The 14,239-nt window shown below is 67.1% G+C and carries 12 protein-coding genes; 8 read left to right on the top strand and 4 right to left on the bottom strand.

The window, feature by feature from the left end:
- Positions 1–99 precede the first annotated feature (99 nt).
- Together NRG74_RS11565 and NRG74_RS11570 are read left to right on the top strand one after the other, a co-directional pair.
- Positions 100–1,347 carry a GGDEF domain-containing response regulator gene (locus tag NRG74_RS11565; RefSeq protein ID WP_257703918.1) on the top strand — a complete coding sequence of 416 codons (1,248 nt, stop codon included), beginning with the start codon at positions 100–102 and terminating at the stop codon, positions 1,345–1,347.
- A 117-nt stretch (positions 1,348–1,464) separates the two neighbouring features.
- Positions 1,465–2,544: an SMP-30/gluconolactonase/LRE family protein gene (locus NRG74_RS11570; protein WP_257703919.1), complete on the top strand. Its 1,080-nt coding sequence runs from the start codon at positions 1,465–1,467 to the stop codon at positions 2,542–2,544.
- A 3-nt stretch (positions 2,545–2,547) separates the two neighbouring features.
- On the opposite strand, the gene NRG74_RS11575 is transcribed toward NRG74_RS11570, so the two are convergent.
- Positions 2,548–2,901 carry a hypothetical protein gene (locus NRG74_RS11575; RefSeq protein WP_017642447.1) on the bottom strand — a complete coding sequence of 118 codons (354 nt, stop codon included), beginning with the start codon at positions 2,899–2,901 and terminating at the stop codon, positions 2,548–2,550.
- Between the two features lie 139 nt (positions 2,902–3,040).
- Complete coding sequence (locus NRG74_RS11580) at positions 3,041–4,135, bottom strand: DUF1615 domain-containing protein (protein ID WP_307774104.1); 1,095 nt, start codon at positions 4,133–4,135, stop codon at positions 3,041–3,043.
- A gap of 230 nt (positions 4,136–4,365) precedes the next feature.
- Here NRG74_RS11580 and NRG74_RS11585 point away from each other — a divergent pair, with 230 nt between their 5' ends.
- Positions 4,366–5,577: a YeeE/YedE family protein gene (locus NRG74_RS11585; protein ID WP_257703920.1), complete on the top strand. Its 1,212-nt coding sequence runs from the start codon at positions 4,366–4,368 to the stop codon at positions 5,575–5,577.
- On the opposite strand, the gene NRG74_RS11590 is transcribed toward NRG74_RS11585, so the two are convergent.
- Positions 5,574–6,845, bottom strand: coding sequence for a hypothetical protein (locus NRG74_RS11590; RefSeq protein WP_017642450.1), 1,272 nt, complete (start codon positions 6,843–6,845; stop codon positions 5,574–5,576). The genes NRG74_RS11585 and NRG74_RS11590 overlap by 4 nt on opposite strands.
- 37 nt (positions 6,846–6,882) lie before the next feature.
- Positions 6,883–8,460, bottom strand: a complete 1,578-nt coding sequence (locus NRG74_RS11595; protein WP_257703922.1) for a hypothetical protein — start codon at positions 8,458–8,460, stop codon at positions 6,883–6,885.
- 560 nt (positions 8,461–9,020) lie between these two features.
- Here NRG74_RS11595 and NRG74_RS11600 point away from each other — a divergent pair.
- The 5 genes from NRG74_RS11600 (at position 9,021) to NRG74_RS11620 (ending at position 14,213) form a co-directional block, all read left to right on the top strand.
- Positions 9,021–11,165 (top strand): polysaccharide biosynthesis tyrosine autokinase, encoded by a 2,145-nt coding sequence (locus NRG74_RS11600; RefSeq protein WP_257703924.1) that lies wholly within the window; start codon positions 9,021–9,023, stop codon positions 11,163–11,165.
- A gap of 112 nt (positions 11,166–11,277) precedes the next feature.
- On the top strand, positions 11,278–12,504 hold the full coding sequence (locus NRG74_RS11605) for a SpoIIE family protein phosphatase (RefSeq protein WP_017642453.1): 1,227 nt from the start codon (positions 11,278–11,280) through the stop codon (positions 12,502–12,504).
- A 5-nt stretch (positions 12,505–12,509) separates the two neighbouring features.
- Complete coding sequence (locus NRG74_RS11610) at positions 12,510–13,073, top strand: SiaB family protein kinase (RefSeq protein WP_026084006.1); 564 nt, start codon at positions 12,510–12,512, stop codon at positions 13,071–13,073.
- A gap of 19 nt (positions 13,074–13,092) precedes the next feature.
- Positions 13,093–13,482 (top strand): DUF1987 domain-containing protein, encoded by a 390-nt coding sequence (locus tag NRG74_RS11615; protein ID WP_307773948.1) that lies wholly within the window; start codon positions 13,093–13,095, stop codon positions 13,480–13,482.
- Positions 13,479–14,213: a GGDEF domain-containing protein gene (locus tag NRG74_RS11620; protein ID WP_184291600.1), complete on the top strand. Its 735-nt coding sequence runs from the start codon at positions 13,479–13,481 to the stop codon at positions 14,211–14,213. The genes NRG74_RS11615 and NRG74_RS11620 overlap by 4 nt, the downstream gene beginning before the upstream one ends.
- Positions 14,214–14,239 lie beyond the last annotated feature (26 nt).

Raw genomic sequence — 14,239 nt, forward strand, 5'->3', positions numbered from 1 at the left:
TCAAGTCGTCGATCCTTTGGCCGATACGCAGAGGCGAATGATCGCTTCATCTGACGCCAGACAAGTTCTCGGCTGATCTTTGTCCTGCAGGAGTTACCGGTGCGCTCCATCCTGGTCATCGAAGACAGCCCCATGGTCCTCAAGATTCTGGCGCACCTCTTTCGTCAGCAGCGCGACTTCGAGCCGGTGTTCTGCGCCACCCTGGCCGAAGCCGAGCTGATGCTGGACACCTCGGCCAATCTGTTCTTTGCCGCCCTGGTGGATCTCAACCTGCCCGATGCGCCCAATGGCGAAAGCGTCGACCTGGTGCTGCGCTATCGCCTGCCCTGCATCGTCCTCAGCGGCTCCTACGACGAACGCCGGCGCGATGACCTGCTGACCAAGGGCGTGGTCGACTACGTGCTCAAGGAAAGTCAGTACTCCTACGAATTCGCCTTCCGCCTGCTGCGCCGGCTGGACAGCAATACCGCGGTGAAGATTCTGATCGCCGAGGACTCCGACGCCACCCGCAACTACATCCGCCACGTGCTGACGCCCCACCGCTACCAGTTGCTGGATGCCTGCGACGGCAACGAAGCCCTGCGCCTGCTGGAGGAGCAGCCGGACATCGACCTGCTGGTGGTGGACCACAGCATGCCCGGCCTGAGCGGTTTCGAACTGGTGCAGCTGCTGCGGCAGAAGCTGCGCCGCCACGACCTCAGCATCATCGGCCTGTCGGCCGACGAAAAGGGCTCGCTCAGCGCCAAGTTCATCAAGCAGGGCGCCGACGACTTCCTGCGCAAGCCCTTCTGCCCCGAGGAGCTCAACTGCCGGGTGGTCTCGACCCTGGAGCGGCGGGATCTCATGCGCGCCCTCACCCATGCCGCCCAGTACGACTCCCTCACCGGGCTGCGCAATCGGCGTGCCTTCCAGGATCAGGCCCAGGAGTGGTTTCGCCAAGCCGAGCGCGAGGGTCACACCCTGAGCGTGGCCATGCTCGACCTGGATCACTTCAAGCGCATCAACGACGAACACGGCCATGCCAGTGGCGACAGCGCCCTGGTGGTCTTCGCCCAGGCGCTGGCCCGCACCCTGCCCCAGGACCTGACCGGGCGCCTGGGCGGCGAGGAATTCGCCCTGGTCAGCCGCATGCCGCCAGAGCAGTTGCTGCAGGCGCTGGACCTGTTGCGACGTTATTGCCAGTCCCAGGCCTATGCCCCGGGCGCGCCGCCGCTGTCGTTCAGCGCGGGGGTCTTCAGCGGCCTCGCCAACGATCTCGAAGGGTTCCTGCACGAAGCCGATCGCCGCCTCTATCAGGCCAAGCGTCAGGGCCGTGGCCGTACCTGCCTGGTGCTGGACGCCGAGTAGCGCGGATCCCGGGTTGGCGCCCTGCGCCACAAGACATATGATGTCAGACGATTGATCTGCTGCCGCAGGTCGATCCGCATAGCCTCGTCTGAACAATAACAATCAAGGACCTGCACCATGCATGACTCTTCCCCGGGGCTCGCCCGGCCGCTGTCGCGTCGTCGTCTGCTTCAGGGCGGCCTGGTCTGCAGCGCGGCCCTCGCGCTACCCACCCTCGCCCGCGCCGCCGAATTCCTGAGCCAACGCTATCCCGATCCGCTCATCGAGATCCTCGACGACCGCTTCCTGGAATTGCGCCTGTTCAACGCCAGCGTCGAGCGCCTGGCCACCGGTCTGCGCTGGGCCGAAGGGCCGGTGTGGATCGGCGACGGCAACTACCTGCTGATGAGCGACATCCCCAATAACCGCATCGTGCGCTGGGATGAAGTCAGCGGCCGGCTGGACACCTATCGCGCCCAGTCGAATTTCTCCAACGGCCTGACCCGCGACCGCCAGGGTCGACTGATCGCCTGCGAAGGCTCCACCACCCACGGTCTCGGTCGGCGGGTCACCCGCACCGAGCACGACGGGCGCCTCACGGTGCTGGCCGATAACTTCGAAGGCAAGCCGTTCAATTCGCCCAATGACGTGGTGGTCAAGCGCGACGGCTCCATCTGGTTCAGCGATCCGCCGTTCCAGGCCAACAGCGACTATGAGGGCCACAGGGTCAAGACCGAGCAGCCCGATGCGGTCTATCGCATCGACGGCGAAAGCCTGGCGGTGACGCGGGTCATTGGCGATCTTAACGGCCCCAATGGCCTGGCCTTCTCACCGGACGAGAAACTGCTCTATGTGGTCGAGGGCCGCGCCAAGCCCAATCGCCTGGTGTGGGCCTATACCGTCAAGGACGACGGTAGCCTGGGCGAACGCCGCAAGCATATCGAGGCGCTGGAGTATGGCGCCCTGGATGGCATCAAGTGCGACGTGGCGGGCAATCTCTGGTGTGGCTGGGGCAGCAGTGGCGCCCCAGCGGCCAAGCCCGAGGTGCTCGATGGCGTGCGGGTGTTCGATCCCAGCGGCAAGGCGCTGGGGCATATCCACCTGCCGGAGCGCTGCCCCAACCTGTGCTTTGGCGGACCTGAGGGTAATCGGCTGTTCATGGCCGGCTCCCACTCGCTGTATAGCCTCTACGTCAATATCCGCGGTGCCGGGCTCTAGCCGCTAGCGGGACTCGGGCGGCGACTGCTCGACCAGGGTGGTCAGGGAGTCGAGCACGCTGTCCAGGGCATAGGCCGCTTCGAAGCGCGCCAGATTCTGGGTGAGGTCGGCCAGGCTGGTAGTGATCCCCAGCCAGTTGCCCAGGCCGATCTGGCGCGCCGCTTCCGGCAGCGAGCAGCCGCCGTCGCGGCGTTCCAGCCAGGCCAGCACCAGTTCGGGCGGGGTATCGGCCTCGAGGCCCAGGGTGCGCAGCAGGCGCAGGGCCTTGGCCTGTTCGCGGGGTGGCAGCCGATGGCGGGCCGAGGGGGTGGGCTGGTCGACGACGAGCGTCAACCGGGAGCCGGGGATATCGGTCATCTGGACCTCTAGGGACTACACCAGAACCGTACGGCACGAGGCCGCTTCATCTCCTCATGGTAGGGCAATAGTCTGGCCAATTGCCATAGGTCGCCCCGGCCCTCATCGTCCGGAAAGCGCCGTTCGGCCCCTGCCCCGCTCAGCGGGCGGCGCGGCCCCGGCAGCGCTGCCAGCGCTCTTCCACTCGCTGGGCGAACCAGGCGGTGGTCAGGGTGCGGGTGATCTTGGGGCTTTCCAGGGTGATGCCCGGCAGCATGGCGCGCGGCAGGCTGCGTCCGGCCTTGCGCTCGGCCAGCGCATAGACCTTGGCATAGAGATCGGTCTTGGCGAAGTCTTCGGACTCCCCCGCCTCCAGGTCATGGCGGATGGCGATGTCGCTCATGCCCAGGGCCGGCGCCAGGCGATTCACCGCCCGCTCGGTCTCGCCTTGGGTGCGCGAGCCGGGCACCACCAGATCGCCGTCCAGCGCCAGCTTCATCCCGGTAGCTCGACTCACCGCACTCTGGAAGGCCGCGTTGCGACTGGCGTACCAGCCAGCGTTGAAATCGGCGAAGCGATACAGCGGCGTGGAATAGTCCGCTGGATAGCCCAGCAGATGCGCGGTGCCGAAATAGAGACCGCCCCGGCGGCTGAACACCTCGTGGCGGATGGACCCGTCGCGGTCATAGGGATAGCCGCGGGCATGGGCTTCGGCGAAGTCGATGCTGACCTGCATGGGGCCGCCGGTGCGTACCGGATTGAAGCGACCGAACAGCTGGCCGCCCAGGGGCACCATGGCGATGAAGTCTTCGAAGATCAGACTCAGCTCGCGCTCGGTACGGGCACTGTCCAGGCGCTGAGCGTAGGTCTTGCCGGTCGGTGAGTCGAGATTGAGCGCGGTACGCACCAGCAGCTGGGGCACATAGGCCCGCGCCGCACGTCTGTCGATCTCCTCCCGAGCGATGCGTCCCAGCCCCGGCACCGGCGGATCGACCTGGTAGGTGGATTCCTGCTCCGCCACCGCCAGCACAGCGCAGAGGTTGTCCGTCGAGGGCTCGAGGCCCTGGGCGCTGAAGGCGATCTGGATGTCACTGGCCCAGCCCTGACGGTCTACCACCTTGGCGGGCAGCAGGCGCAGGAGCTCGGCACGCACCTCGGCTGGCGAGCGGGTGGGTCCCTGGGAGGTGGGCGTCAGGCTGCAACCGGCCAGGACCAGCGCAGCGGCGAGGACGGTCCAGCCGCGTAGTCGCGACAGCCTGGGCAAAACGGGAACGGACAGGGCGACAGCAGCGGACACGGCGACTCCAGAGGATTCCTTTGGCCGCTTTGACCACATCCCAGGGCAAACGGCTGCCCTGAACCATCAATAACTTCTAGCTATATCGATGTAACCTTTTCATTCAACCAGAGCAGGGTAGTCGCTGGGATTCCCCGACAAGTCCTACTAAAATTGTCGGACTTTAGTTCGAATATACCGGAACCCTAATGCAGCAGACTTCCACGCTCTCCTCTCCTCAGCTGCCCTGGGCGGCGCTCTGGGCCACCGGCCTGCTCGCCGTGGGCATGGTCTTTCTTAACCAGGCCGTGGGCGGTCGTCAGGCCCTGCTGCTGCTGCTCGGCGGCGCCCTGGGCCTGACCCTCTATCACGCCGCCTTTGGCTTCACCTCGGCCTGGCGAGTGTTCATCCTCGACCGTCGCGGCGCCGGTCTGCGGGCGCAGATGGTGATGCTGGCCCTGGCGGTGCTGCTGTTCTTTCCCGTCCTCGGTGCCGGCAGCCTGTTCGGTGAGGCGGTCCGTGGCAACGTCTCGCCGCTGTCCACCTCGGTGGTGATCGGCGCCTTCCTGTTCGGCATCGGCATGCAACTGGGCGGTGGCTGCGCCTCCGGCACCCTGTTCACCGCCGGCGGCGGCAATGCGCGGATGCTGGTGACCCTGCTGTTCTTCGTCATCGGTTCGCTGATCGCCACCCAGCACCTGGGCTGGTGGTTCGCCCTGCCCAGCCTGCCACCCACCTCCCTGGTGACCCGCCTGGGCGTGCTGCCCGGCATCCTGGTCAGCCTGGCGCTGTTCGCCCTGATCGCCGCGGCCACGGTGGTGCTGGAGCGCCGTCGCCATGGCAGCCTGGAAGTCACGGTACCCGGTGAACACCAGGGCGCAGCGCGCCTACTACGCGGCAACTGGCCGCTGGTCTGGGGCGCCATCGCCCTGGCCGTGCTCAACTTCGTCACCCTGGCCCTGGCCGGTCGCCCCTGGGGCGTCACCTCGGCCTTCGCCCTCTGGGGTGCCAAGGGTGCCGGCCTGCTCGGGCTGGACGTCTCCGGCTGGGCCTTCTGGCAGCAACCGGCCAATGCCCGAGCCCTGGCCGAGCCCTTCTGGTTCGACGTCACCAGCGTGATGAACCTCGGCATCATGCTGGGCGCCCTGGCCGCGGCGGGCCTCGCCGGGCGCTTCGCCCCGAGCCTGCGCATCCCCACGCGGTCGCTGGTGGCGGCGGTGCTGGGTGGCCTGCTGCTGGGCTATGGCGCGCGGCTGGCCTATGGCTGCAACATCGGCGCCTACTTCAGCGGCATCGCCTCGGGCAGCCTGCATGGCTGGCTATGGCTGGTAGCCGCCTTTTTCGGCAACAGCCTGGGCGTGCGCCTGCGGCCCTTCTTCTTTCCCGGCGAGCGTCGGGTGGAACGCCTGACCGGCTGCTAGACCGGCAAGACCTGGCGACCGGGCGGCAGCGCCCCCGGTCGCTCCGACAGACTCACCACCCCGTACTGGGGCGCGCCGTGGTAGGTCTTCAGCGCCTGCATGACGAAGAGCAGGGCCGCGGTGCCCTGGTATTCGAACAGGCCCTGCAGCGGCCAGATGGTCATGAAGGCGAGAAACACCGCCAGGGTGAATTCCAGGTCACGGCTCAGTTTGCGCGCCACCAGGTAGTGGATCGCCAGGCCGATGGGAATGACCAGGATGGACAGGAAGCCGAAGCGGAACACGGTGCCGAAGATGCCCACGTCGGAGAGGAAGAAGTAGTCGCCGAAGATCGGCTTGAAGCCGTCGTTCCACATCAGGCTCAGGCTGCCGCTGGGCAGGCCGTTGTACAGCTGCAGGTGGTTGATGATCTGGGAAATGGTGTTTTCCCGGACGTTGTCGGTGGGGCCTTCCTGCACCGAGCGTGCATAGAAATCCAGGTTGAAGCCGAGGGTCTCCAGCAGGTGCGGATAGAGGATCAGCGGCGCGATGATGATGGCGCCGAACAGTGCCGGTCCCACCAGGCGCGCGCGCAGGGCGAGGATGGTGAACACCAGGCAGACCACGATCAGCTGGCGGGTCTGCAGCACCACCACGATGGTCGCCAGAAAGAACAGCGCCAGCAGGCCGTGACGCAGCTTGGGCCGCAACTGGCCGTCGATGAAGGAACGCCCGCGACCGGCGAAGTAGATGCAGATGAAGTAGCCGAAGAAGATGGCGCCCGCGCCCGTGGACGCCCGTCCGGGGCGGCTGAGATCCTTCACCTCCTCGCGTAGATCGGGCAGCATCTTGAAGTAGGACAGCCAGCACAGCAGCGCCGAGAGCAGCCCCACCAGGATGATCAGATTCTCGAACTGGGTGGCGTTCAGCCGCTTGGCCAGGTAGAGCACCAGAAAGGCGCTGAAGCAGTAGAGCACGCGCCGCTCCTCGATGAGGCCATAGACCAGCGGCTGCCCCCAGAACAGCTGGGCGAACACCGCCGGGAGGCCGACGAACACCGCCGTGGAAAACAGGCAGAAGCCCATCAGCAGGCGATAGTCGCGCTGGGGCCGGTGCCAGGTGCTCAGGGTGAAGAGCGCGAAGAAGCCCAGGCAGATCGCCAGGTACATTTCGCCCACGTAGCGGATGCCCACCGGATTGGTCGGGCTCTGTTCGAAGACGCCGAACTGCAGGACCATCAGGCCACCCAGGGCCAGAAAACTCAGTCGATTGATCAGCGTACCCGGCATGCCCGGTTTCCTCGCAGCGTGTTCATGGATAAGGCATTCATTGCAGGCGCCAGTCACCCTCGACCTTGGCGTAGGTCAATTGGCGGCCGTCCGCCAGACTCAGGCGGGCGCGGGTGTATTCGGGCAGGTCGACGCGAAAATCCCGGCCTTCCAGATAGAGTCCGCCACAGGCCCCCGGCTCGCCGTGGTAGTCCAACGGCTGGCGCTGCAATTCGTGGATGCTGCGGTGGAACAGCAGGTTGGCGTAGCCGCGCACCGACATGTCGGTGGAGATGAGGGTGCAATCCAATGCGACTTGGCCCTGCACCAGACCGACCAGCGCCTGGTTCTGCCGGTCGATGGCGCTCCAACCGGCATAGCCGGCGAGATCCTGGCGATAGGTCTGGCCATTCTGCAGAGCGGCCGCCACCAGCAGCACCGCAAGCAGGGCGCGCCCCGGAGTCTTGAGGGCAACAAAGGCCAGCCCCAGCAGCAGCGCGGCCGGAAAGATGAACTTTAGGCGGTCGAAGGAAAACTGGGTGGCGTGCTGCAGCAGCAGCAGATTTTCCAGCAGCGGCACGCTGGCGGCCGCCAGCAGCAGGCCGGTGCTGCGTGGCCAGCTCAGGCTCCGGCGCTTCCAGACCAACACCCCCAGGGCAATGGCCACGGCCGCCAGGAACAGGCCGAAGGACAGGCCATAGCCGGCAAGGAAGTCAGTCATATGAGCATTGTTCGGACTGCGGGCGAGAAAACGTCGGGCAAAGGCCTTGAGCGTCGGCAACAGGCCCGCCGCCAGGCTGTAGTGCAGCAGCACCAGCAGCCCGGCCAGCGCCGTGGCGAAGGCCAGGCGCCAGGCCAGGCGCTGGCCTTCCGGCAGCTGCCGGCGCTGCAGCCAGAACAGCGCGACCAGCCCGCCGCCGAAGACATAGCCGGTCCATTCGGTCAGGGCGCCAAAGCACACCAGCCCGGTCAGCAGCCAGCCCAGCCGGCTGCGCTGGCGCGCTGGCGCCTGCAGGTAGTGGAAGAGCGTCAGCAGGCTGGCCAGCAGCAGCACCTGGTAGAAACTCTGCACCCAGTAGAGCAGGCCCTGGGACAACAGCGCCTCGCGGCTGAATATCGCGATCAGGCAGCTCAACACCGCGCCGGTGGCGGCCAGGGCGCGGGTGGCGCCGTGGCTGCGCAGCACCAGATAGAGCAGGCGAAACAACAGCAGCGCCGTCAGGGCGCCGAGGGCGGCGTTGAACAGCGCGAGACTGTGCAGCGAAGGCGCGAGGCCCGCGGCCTTGAGGCCGACATAGGCCGCCAGGAAGCCGTAGCTGCTGAAGCTGGTGTAGACATAGTCGCCGCTATGGGTAGGGATGGTCGCGCCCCAGGACACCTGCCGGTCGTGACTGCCGCCGAGGGTCACCGTGGGCAACCACCAGTGCCGGGCCACGCCGGATTCGTCCAGGGCATTGAGGCTGAGCAGGACGTGGTAGCTGGCTTCGAGATTCTGCGCCCCGGTGCCGTCACGGAAATCCGGCAGGCGCCACAGCAGGGCCAGCAGCAACAGCAGGCCGACCGCTAGACCGCCCAGCCAGAACGGCCACCGTCCCACCCCGACTCCGGGATGGGTAACGTCAGATACCACGCTCATTGTCCTGTCTCCTGACAGCCATGCAGTCGAGAACGCCGTCCAGGGCAGTGAAGAACCAGGCGCCCTCTTCCGCAGGCCTGGTACAACCGGTGCAAGACCGCCCACGCAGACCAAGGAGGCCGCGCGGGCGGGTAACCGGGCTTCAACCGCTGACTACATTCAAGAAGCCGTCAGGAACACGGCGTCGCAAGGGGCGACGCCGCTCAACACGAAGACTGGCTCGACGACCCCGCGTGGGGACGACGAACAGGACCTGCCAGGGTGCGTCGTCGGCAGGCATGACAGGTCGCAAAGAAGACTGCCTTAGCACCTTGACGCTGCCAAGCCGGCATCCGTCGCGTTCTGCACGGGGTGTCACATTTTTGGCTTTTGCTTTCGCTTAGAGTCGACGCAGCACTCCAGCCGACAAGGTGCGGATCCCCGATCCAGCGTCTGGCGTTTCCAGCTGTGCCCAGCCTGGTGTGAAGATCCTGACTCCGGTTCGCCGATCGCTGTCTTTCTGGACAGGCATCGGCCGCGACGGCTGTCCTCTTCCGTACCTGCCCAAGGCCCGCTCCTGCATGGACCAGTCGCATCAGTCTCCACCCGCCGCCGCCCAGGCCGCGGACATCGGTTTCGCCCGCTATTGCGCCGCCCTTTGGCGCCATCGCCGCAGCCTGCTGGCTTGCGTGGCCCTCTGCACCCTGCTCGGTGTGGCCTATACCCAACTCGCCGCGCCGCGTTACCAGGCGGTGGCGACCGTGCAGATCGAATACCAGCGCGGCATCGTGCGCCTGGACGAGTCCGACAATGGCCGCCCCCTGCCGCCGCCGGAAGCCATCACCGAGATGCAGCTGCTCACCTCGCGGCGGGTGGTCGGCGAGGTGGTGGACGCCGAGGGCCTGGACCTGAGCGTCACCCCGCGGCGCCTGCCGCTGCTGGGCGACTGGCTGGCTCGCCGCCACGAAAGGACCAGCGACGCGGTGGCCCCGCCGCGCTTCGGTCTCGCCCGGTTCGGCTGGGGCGGTGAGCAGTTGGCCATCGCCAGCCTGAACGTACCCGCTGCCCTCTATGGCCAGCCGCTGATCCTCACCGCCGAAGCCCCGGATCGCTTCCTGCTGAGCGATGCCCAGGGCAAACGCCTGCTGGAGGGCCGCCTGGGCCAGCCGGCCAGCGCCGGCGAGCTACAGCTGGACATCGCCCAGCTGCACGCCTATCCGGGCACCGAATTCATCCTGGTCAAGCAGCGCCGTGGGGTCGCCATTCAGGCGCTGCAGGAGCGCCTCATGGTCAGCGAACGCGGCAAGCGCTCGGGGATCCTCTCGATCAAGCTGCAGGGTACTGATGCGCAGCAGGCGCAACGTATCCTGCGCGGCATCACCGAGGCCTATGTGCGCCAGGACGTGACCCGTAATGCCGACGAGTCGACCCAGCAACTGGCCTTCCTGCGCCAGGAGCTGCCACGGGTGAACCAGCGCCTGAGTGCCGGTCGCCAGGCCCTGGACGGCTACCAGCGGCAACGGGGCTCCATCGCCATCGGCGCGGAGGGACGCAGCCTGCTGCGTCAGGCGGTGGAGCTCGACGGTCAGCTGTCGGCCCTGGAGATGGAGCGCCTCGGATTGGCGCTGCGCTTCACCACTACTCATCCGCTGTACCAGACCCTGCTGGCGCGCCGCCAGGTGTTGAATCGCGAGCGCCAGGTCCTGCAGCGGCGCCTGGGCCAGCTGCCGCAGACCCAGCAGGAGGTGCTGCGCCTGCAGCGCGAAGTGGAGGCGGCGGACAAGGTCTATGCACTGATCAGCAAGCGCATCCAAGAGTTGTCGGTGGTGCGGGCGGGCACGGTGAGCGACGTGCGCATCATCGACAGCGCCTACACCCAGATTGCGCCGGTCTACCCGAAGAAGCCCCTGCTGATCCTTAGCGCCCTGCTGTTCGGCTGCCTGGCAGGCGCCGCCTGGGTATACCTGCGCGCCAGCCTGGAGCGCGGTATCGAGGACGCCGAGGGCCTGGAGAATCTGGGCCTGCCGGTGCTGGCGCAACTGCCCCTGGCGCCAGGCCGCCAGCTCGGCGGACCGTTGCAGACGCCGCTCGACAGCGGCTACCAGGAAGCCCTGCGGATCCTGCGCACCAGCCTGGCCTTCGCTCGCACCGAGGCGCGCAACGACCTGCTGCTGATCACCAGTGCCAGTCCCGCCGCCGGCAAATCGTCGGTGGCCGTGCAACTGGCCCGGGTGCTGGCCGAAGGTGGAACGCGAGTGCTGCTGGTGGATGCCGACCTGCGCCGTGGGCGCCTGCACCGCCGTCTGCAGCTGGCTCGCCGCCCCGGCCTCGCCGAGGTGCTGGCCGGCTTGGCGACCCCCGAGCAGGCGATTCAGCCCACGGCGATACCTGGCCTGGATTGCCTGGCGGGCGGCATCCGCCCGCCGAACCCGGCCGAGTTGCTGATGAGCGCACGCTGCACCGAGCTGTTGCGCGGCCTGCAGCAGGACTACGAGCTGATCATCCTCGACACCCCGCCGGTGCTGGCGGTGACCGACGCCGTGCTGCTGGCCGCCCAGGCCGGCACCTGCCTGCTGGTGTCACGCCACGGCTGCAACACTGCCAAGGAGATCGAGGCGACCCAGCGCCAGTTCGCCCACAGCGGTCTGGCGTTGCAGGGCGCGGTGCTCAATGCCGTCCCGCCACCGCCGTTCACGCGCGCAGCTCTGGGCGTGCTGACCGGCTGACCCACCCCCTGGCCAGGCCCAGCGCGATGCTGGCGCCTGGCCACCTCCTGTCATCAAAGCTCAACACGGAGCCCCTAGGCTGCATCGACCTCCCGAGAACGGATTCGTATCGATGTCGTCCGCTCCCCTGCCCTCCGCGCGCTCCGCCACCCGCCCCGGCCAACGCTGCGCCCTCGACCTCTGCACCCAATGGCCCGCGGTCGAGGCCGAGCACACCAACGCCATGGTCATGGACCTGTTCAACGAACGCCGCGAGATCACCAGTCTCGCGGTGGTCGAGCACGACCGGCCGATCGGGCTCATCAATCGCGACATCTTCCTTTCGCAGATGAGCAAGCCGTATCACCGCGAAGTCTATGATCGCAAGAGCTGCATCGCCTTCATGGACAAGGAGCCGCTGGTGGTGGACGCCGGCCTGTCCATCGAAGAGCTGACCCGCCGGACCGTCGAGGTGGGCGAAAAGGTGCTGGCCGACGGCTTCATCGTCACCCGCGAGGGCCGTTTCGTCGGCCTCGGCCTGGGCGTGCAGCTGATGCGCATCGTCTCGGACCTGCAGGCCGAGAAGAATCGCCAGATCATGCACAGCATCGAGTACGCCAGCGTCATCCAGCGGGCCATGCTGCGCAGCTCGCGCGAGGCCCTGGCGGTGATGGAGCAGGACGCCACCCTGGTCTGGGAACCGCGCGACGTGGTCGGCGGCGACTTCTATCACTTCGCCCAGCATGAGGACGGCTGGTTCGGCGCCATCGCCGACTGCACCGGCCACGGCGTGCCGGGCGCCTTCATGACCCTGATCGCCTCGGCGTCCCTGACCCAGGCCCTGCAACAGCTGGGGCCGCGCGATCCCTCGGCGCTGCTGGCGGCGATCAACGGCAGCGTCAAGGCGATGCTGGGGCAGTCCGGCGGCATCTCCGAGTCCAACGATGGCCTGGATCTGGCCTGCTTCTGGGTGGATAGCCGCAGCCATAGCCTGACCTACGCCGGCGCCCGCATGCCGCTCTACCTGCTGGCGCCCGACGCCGCCGAGGTACTGACCCTGGCGCCGCTGCGCCTGGGCATCGGCTACGCCGACAGCCCACTGGAGCAGTGCTGGCCCGCCACCACCCTGCCATTGCAGCCGGGCAGCCTGCTGTTCGCCACCACCGATGGCCTGATCGACCAGATCGGCGGCCCGCGGCGCACCTCCTTTGGCAAGCGCCGCGCCCTGGCCCGGTTGACCGAATCGCGCACGGCGCCCACCGCCGTCTTCTGCGAGCAACTCAGCGCGGACCTCGCCCGCTGGCAAGGCGACGAACTCCGCCGCGACGACCTCACCTTCCTTTGCATTCGCGTGGCCTGACCGACATGACCGCCTCCTTTACCGCGAACGGCGCCTTTCTCGAAATCGCCCAACAGCAGCACGTGATCTTCTATCACCACGGCTATTTCTCCCATGGCATCGTCGCCGCCATGGCCGAGGTGGTGAAGCTGCAACTGGAATTCGAAGGGATCAGCGGCGCCACCCGGCGCAAGCTGTTTTCCTCTTTCATCGAACTGTCACAGAACGTCCTGCACTATTCCGCCGATGCCCTGCCCCCGGACGCCCTGGCGGACGCCAAGCTGGGTCAGGGTTCGGTCTGTATCACCCGCCAGGACGGCAACTACCAGATGCTCTGTGCCAATCCCATCGCCAGCGACAAAGTCGACGCCCTGCGCGCACGGCTCGAGCCGCTGTGCAGCATGTCGCTGGAACAGATCAAGCAGGCCTATCGCGAATCCCTGCGCGCCGAGACCCCGGTCGACAGCAAGGGTGCCGGCCTCGGCTTCCTGACCATGGCGCGCGATGCCAGCGCGCCCCTGGAGTTCGCCTTCCATCCCTCCACGCAGACGCCGGGCACCACCCTGTTCTGCCTGAAAGCCATCATCTGATCAGGGGCTCCAACTTCGTATGGACACCATGTTCATCGCTCCCACGCCCACCTCTCCAGAGGTGGATTTCCGTTTTACCGAGGACGAACTCTGGCTCAAGGGCGAATCCTTTCCGGAAAACGCCGCGGCCTTCTACCTGCCGGTGATCGAATCCCTGCGGGCCTATCTCGACCAGCGCCAGGGCGTCAGCATCCGAGTGCATGTCGCCCTCGCCTACTTCAACAGCTCCAGCACCAAGATGCTGTTCACCCTGTTCGACGCCCTGGACCAGGCGGCCCAGGCCGGCAATCGGGTGGAGCTGCACTGGTACTACGACGCCGAGGACGAGACCATCCAGGAATTCGGCGAAGAGCTGCGACTGGATTTCCAGGCGCTGACCTTCGTCGAGCATCCCGAGCTGCCGGCATGACCGCCAGCGTCAGGCGCTACAGCCCGGCCGACCCCGGACCCGACCTGTTCGAGCAGGAGGCCGGGGTGCTGCAGGCCGCGCGCGCCCTCTATGTGGCCGACGATGCCGACGCCGAGCGCTACCGGGCGGCGCTGGGCGACCTGACGCTGCATTTCGAACGCCTGATGCGCGAGACGCGCCGGCTGATCGCCCGCAGCGACCGCGCCGAACGCGAGATGAACGCCCTCAACCAGCAGTTGCAGACCCTCACCCAGCAACTGGAATACCGGGCCACCCATGACGCCCTCACCGGAGTGCTCAATCGCGGCGCGGTCATCGACCAGGCCGGTCAGGCCCTGCGGCGGAACGGCGGCGCCATGATCGTGCTGGACATCGACCACTTCAAACGCATCAACGACGAATTCGGCCATCCCGCGGGCGATCGGGTGATCCAGGCCATCGCCCGCTGCCTGCAGGAGCTCGTCCAGGCGCCGGCCATCGTCGGCCGGGTGGGTGGCGAGGAATTCACCGTGCTGCTGCCGACCCTGGCACGGGACGAGGCCCTGACCATGACCGAGCGGCTGCGCCAGCGCATCGCCCAGGAGGCGACCGGCCCGGCGCCGGTGACGGCCAGCTTCGGCCTCAGTCTCAATCCACCGGGTACCGAATTCGAGCTCGCCTATGGGCTGGCCGACGCGGCGCTCTACCGGGCCAAGCGCGGCGGCCGTAATCAGGTGGTGCTGGCCGACTGACGAGCTCCGCCGTCTCGCCAGCCGTC

This window comes from Pseudomonas oryzihabitans, from assembly GCF_024652905.1.
Taxonomy (GTDB): domain Bacteria; phylum Pseudomonadota; class Gammaproteobacteria; order Pseudomonadales; family Pseudomonadaceae; genus Chryseomonas; species Chryseomonas benzopyrenica.

Coding starts and splice junctions, on each gene's coding strand:
- NRG74_RS11570 (WP_257703919.1), top strand. CDS start 1,465: ATGCATGACTCTTCCCCGGGGCTCGCCCGGCCGCTGTCGCGTCGTCGT.
- NRG74_RS11575 (WP_017642447.1), bottom strand. CDS start 2,901: ATGACCGATATCCCCGGCTCCCGGTTGACGCTCGTCGTCGACCAGCCC.
- NRG74_RS11585 (WP_257703920.1), top strand. CDS start 4,366: ATGCAGCAGACTTCCACGCTCTCCTCTCCTCAGCTGCCCTGGGCGGCG.
- NRG74_RS11590 (WP_017642450.1), bottom strand. CDS start 6,845: ATGCCGGGTACGCTGATCAATCGACTGAGTTTTCTGGCCCTGGGTGGC.
- NRG74_RS11595 (WP_257703922.1), bottom strand. CDS start 8,460: ATGAGCGTGGTATCTGACGTTACCCATCCCGGAGTCGGGGTGGGACGG.
- NRG74_RS11600 (WP_257703924.1), top strand. CDS start 9,021: ATGGACCAGTCGCATCAGTCTCCACCCGCCGCCGCCCAGGCCGCGGAC.
- NRG74_RS11605 (WP_017642453.1), top strand. CDS start 11,278: ATGTCGTCCGCTCCCCTGCCCTCCGCGCGCTCCGCCACCCGCCCCGGC.
- NRG74_RS11610 (WP_026084006.1), top strand. CDS start 12,510: ATGACCGCCTCCTTTACCGCGAACGGCGCCTTTCTCGAAATCGCCCAA.
- NRG74_RS11615 (WP_307773948.1), top strand. CDS start 13,093: ATGGACACCATGTTCATCGCTCCCACGCCCACCTCTCCAGAGGTGGAT.
- NRG74_RS11620 (WP_184291600.1), top strand. CDS start 13,479: ATGACCGCCAGCGTCAGGCGCTACAGCCCGGCCGACCCCGGACCCGAC.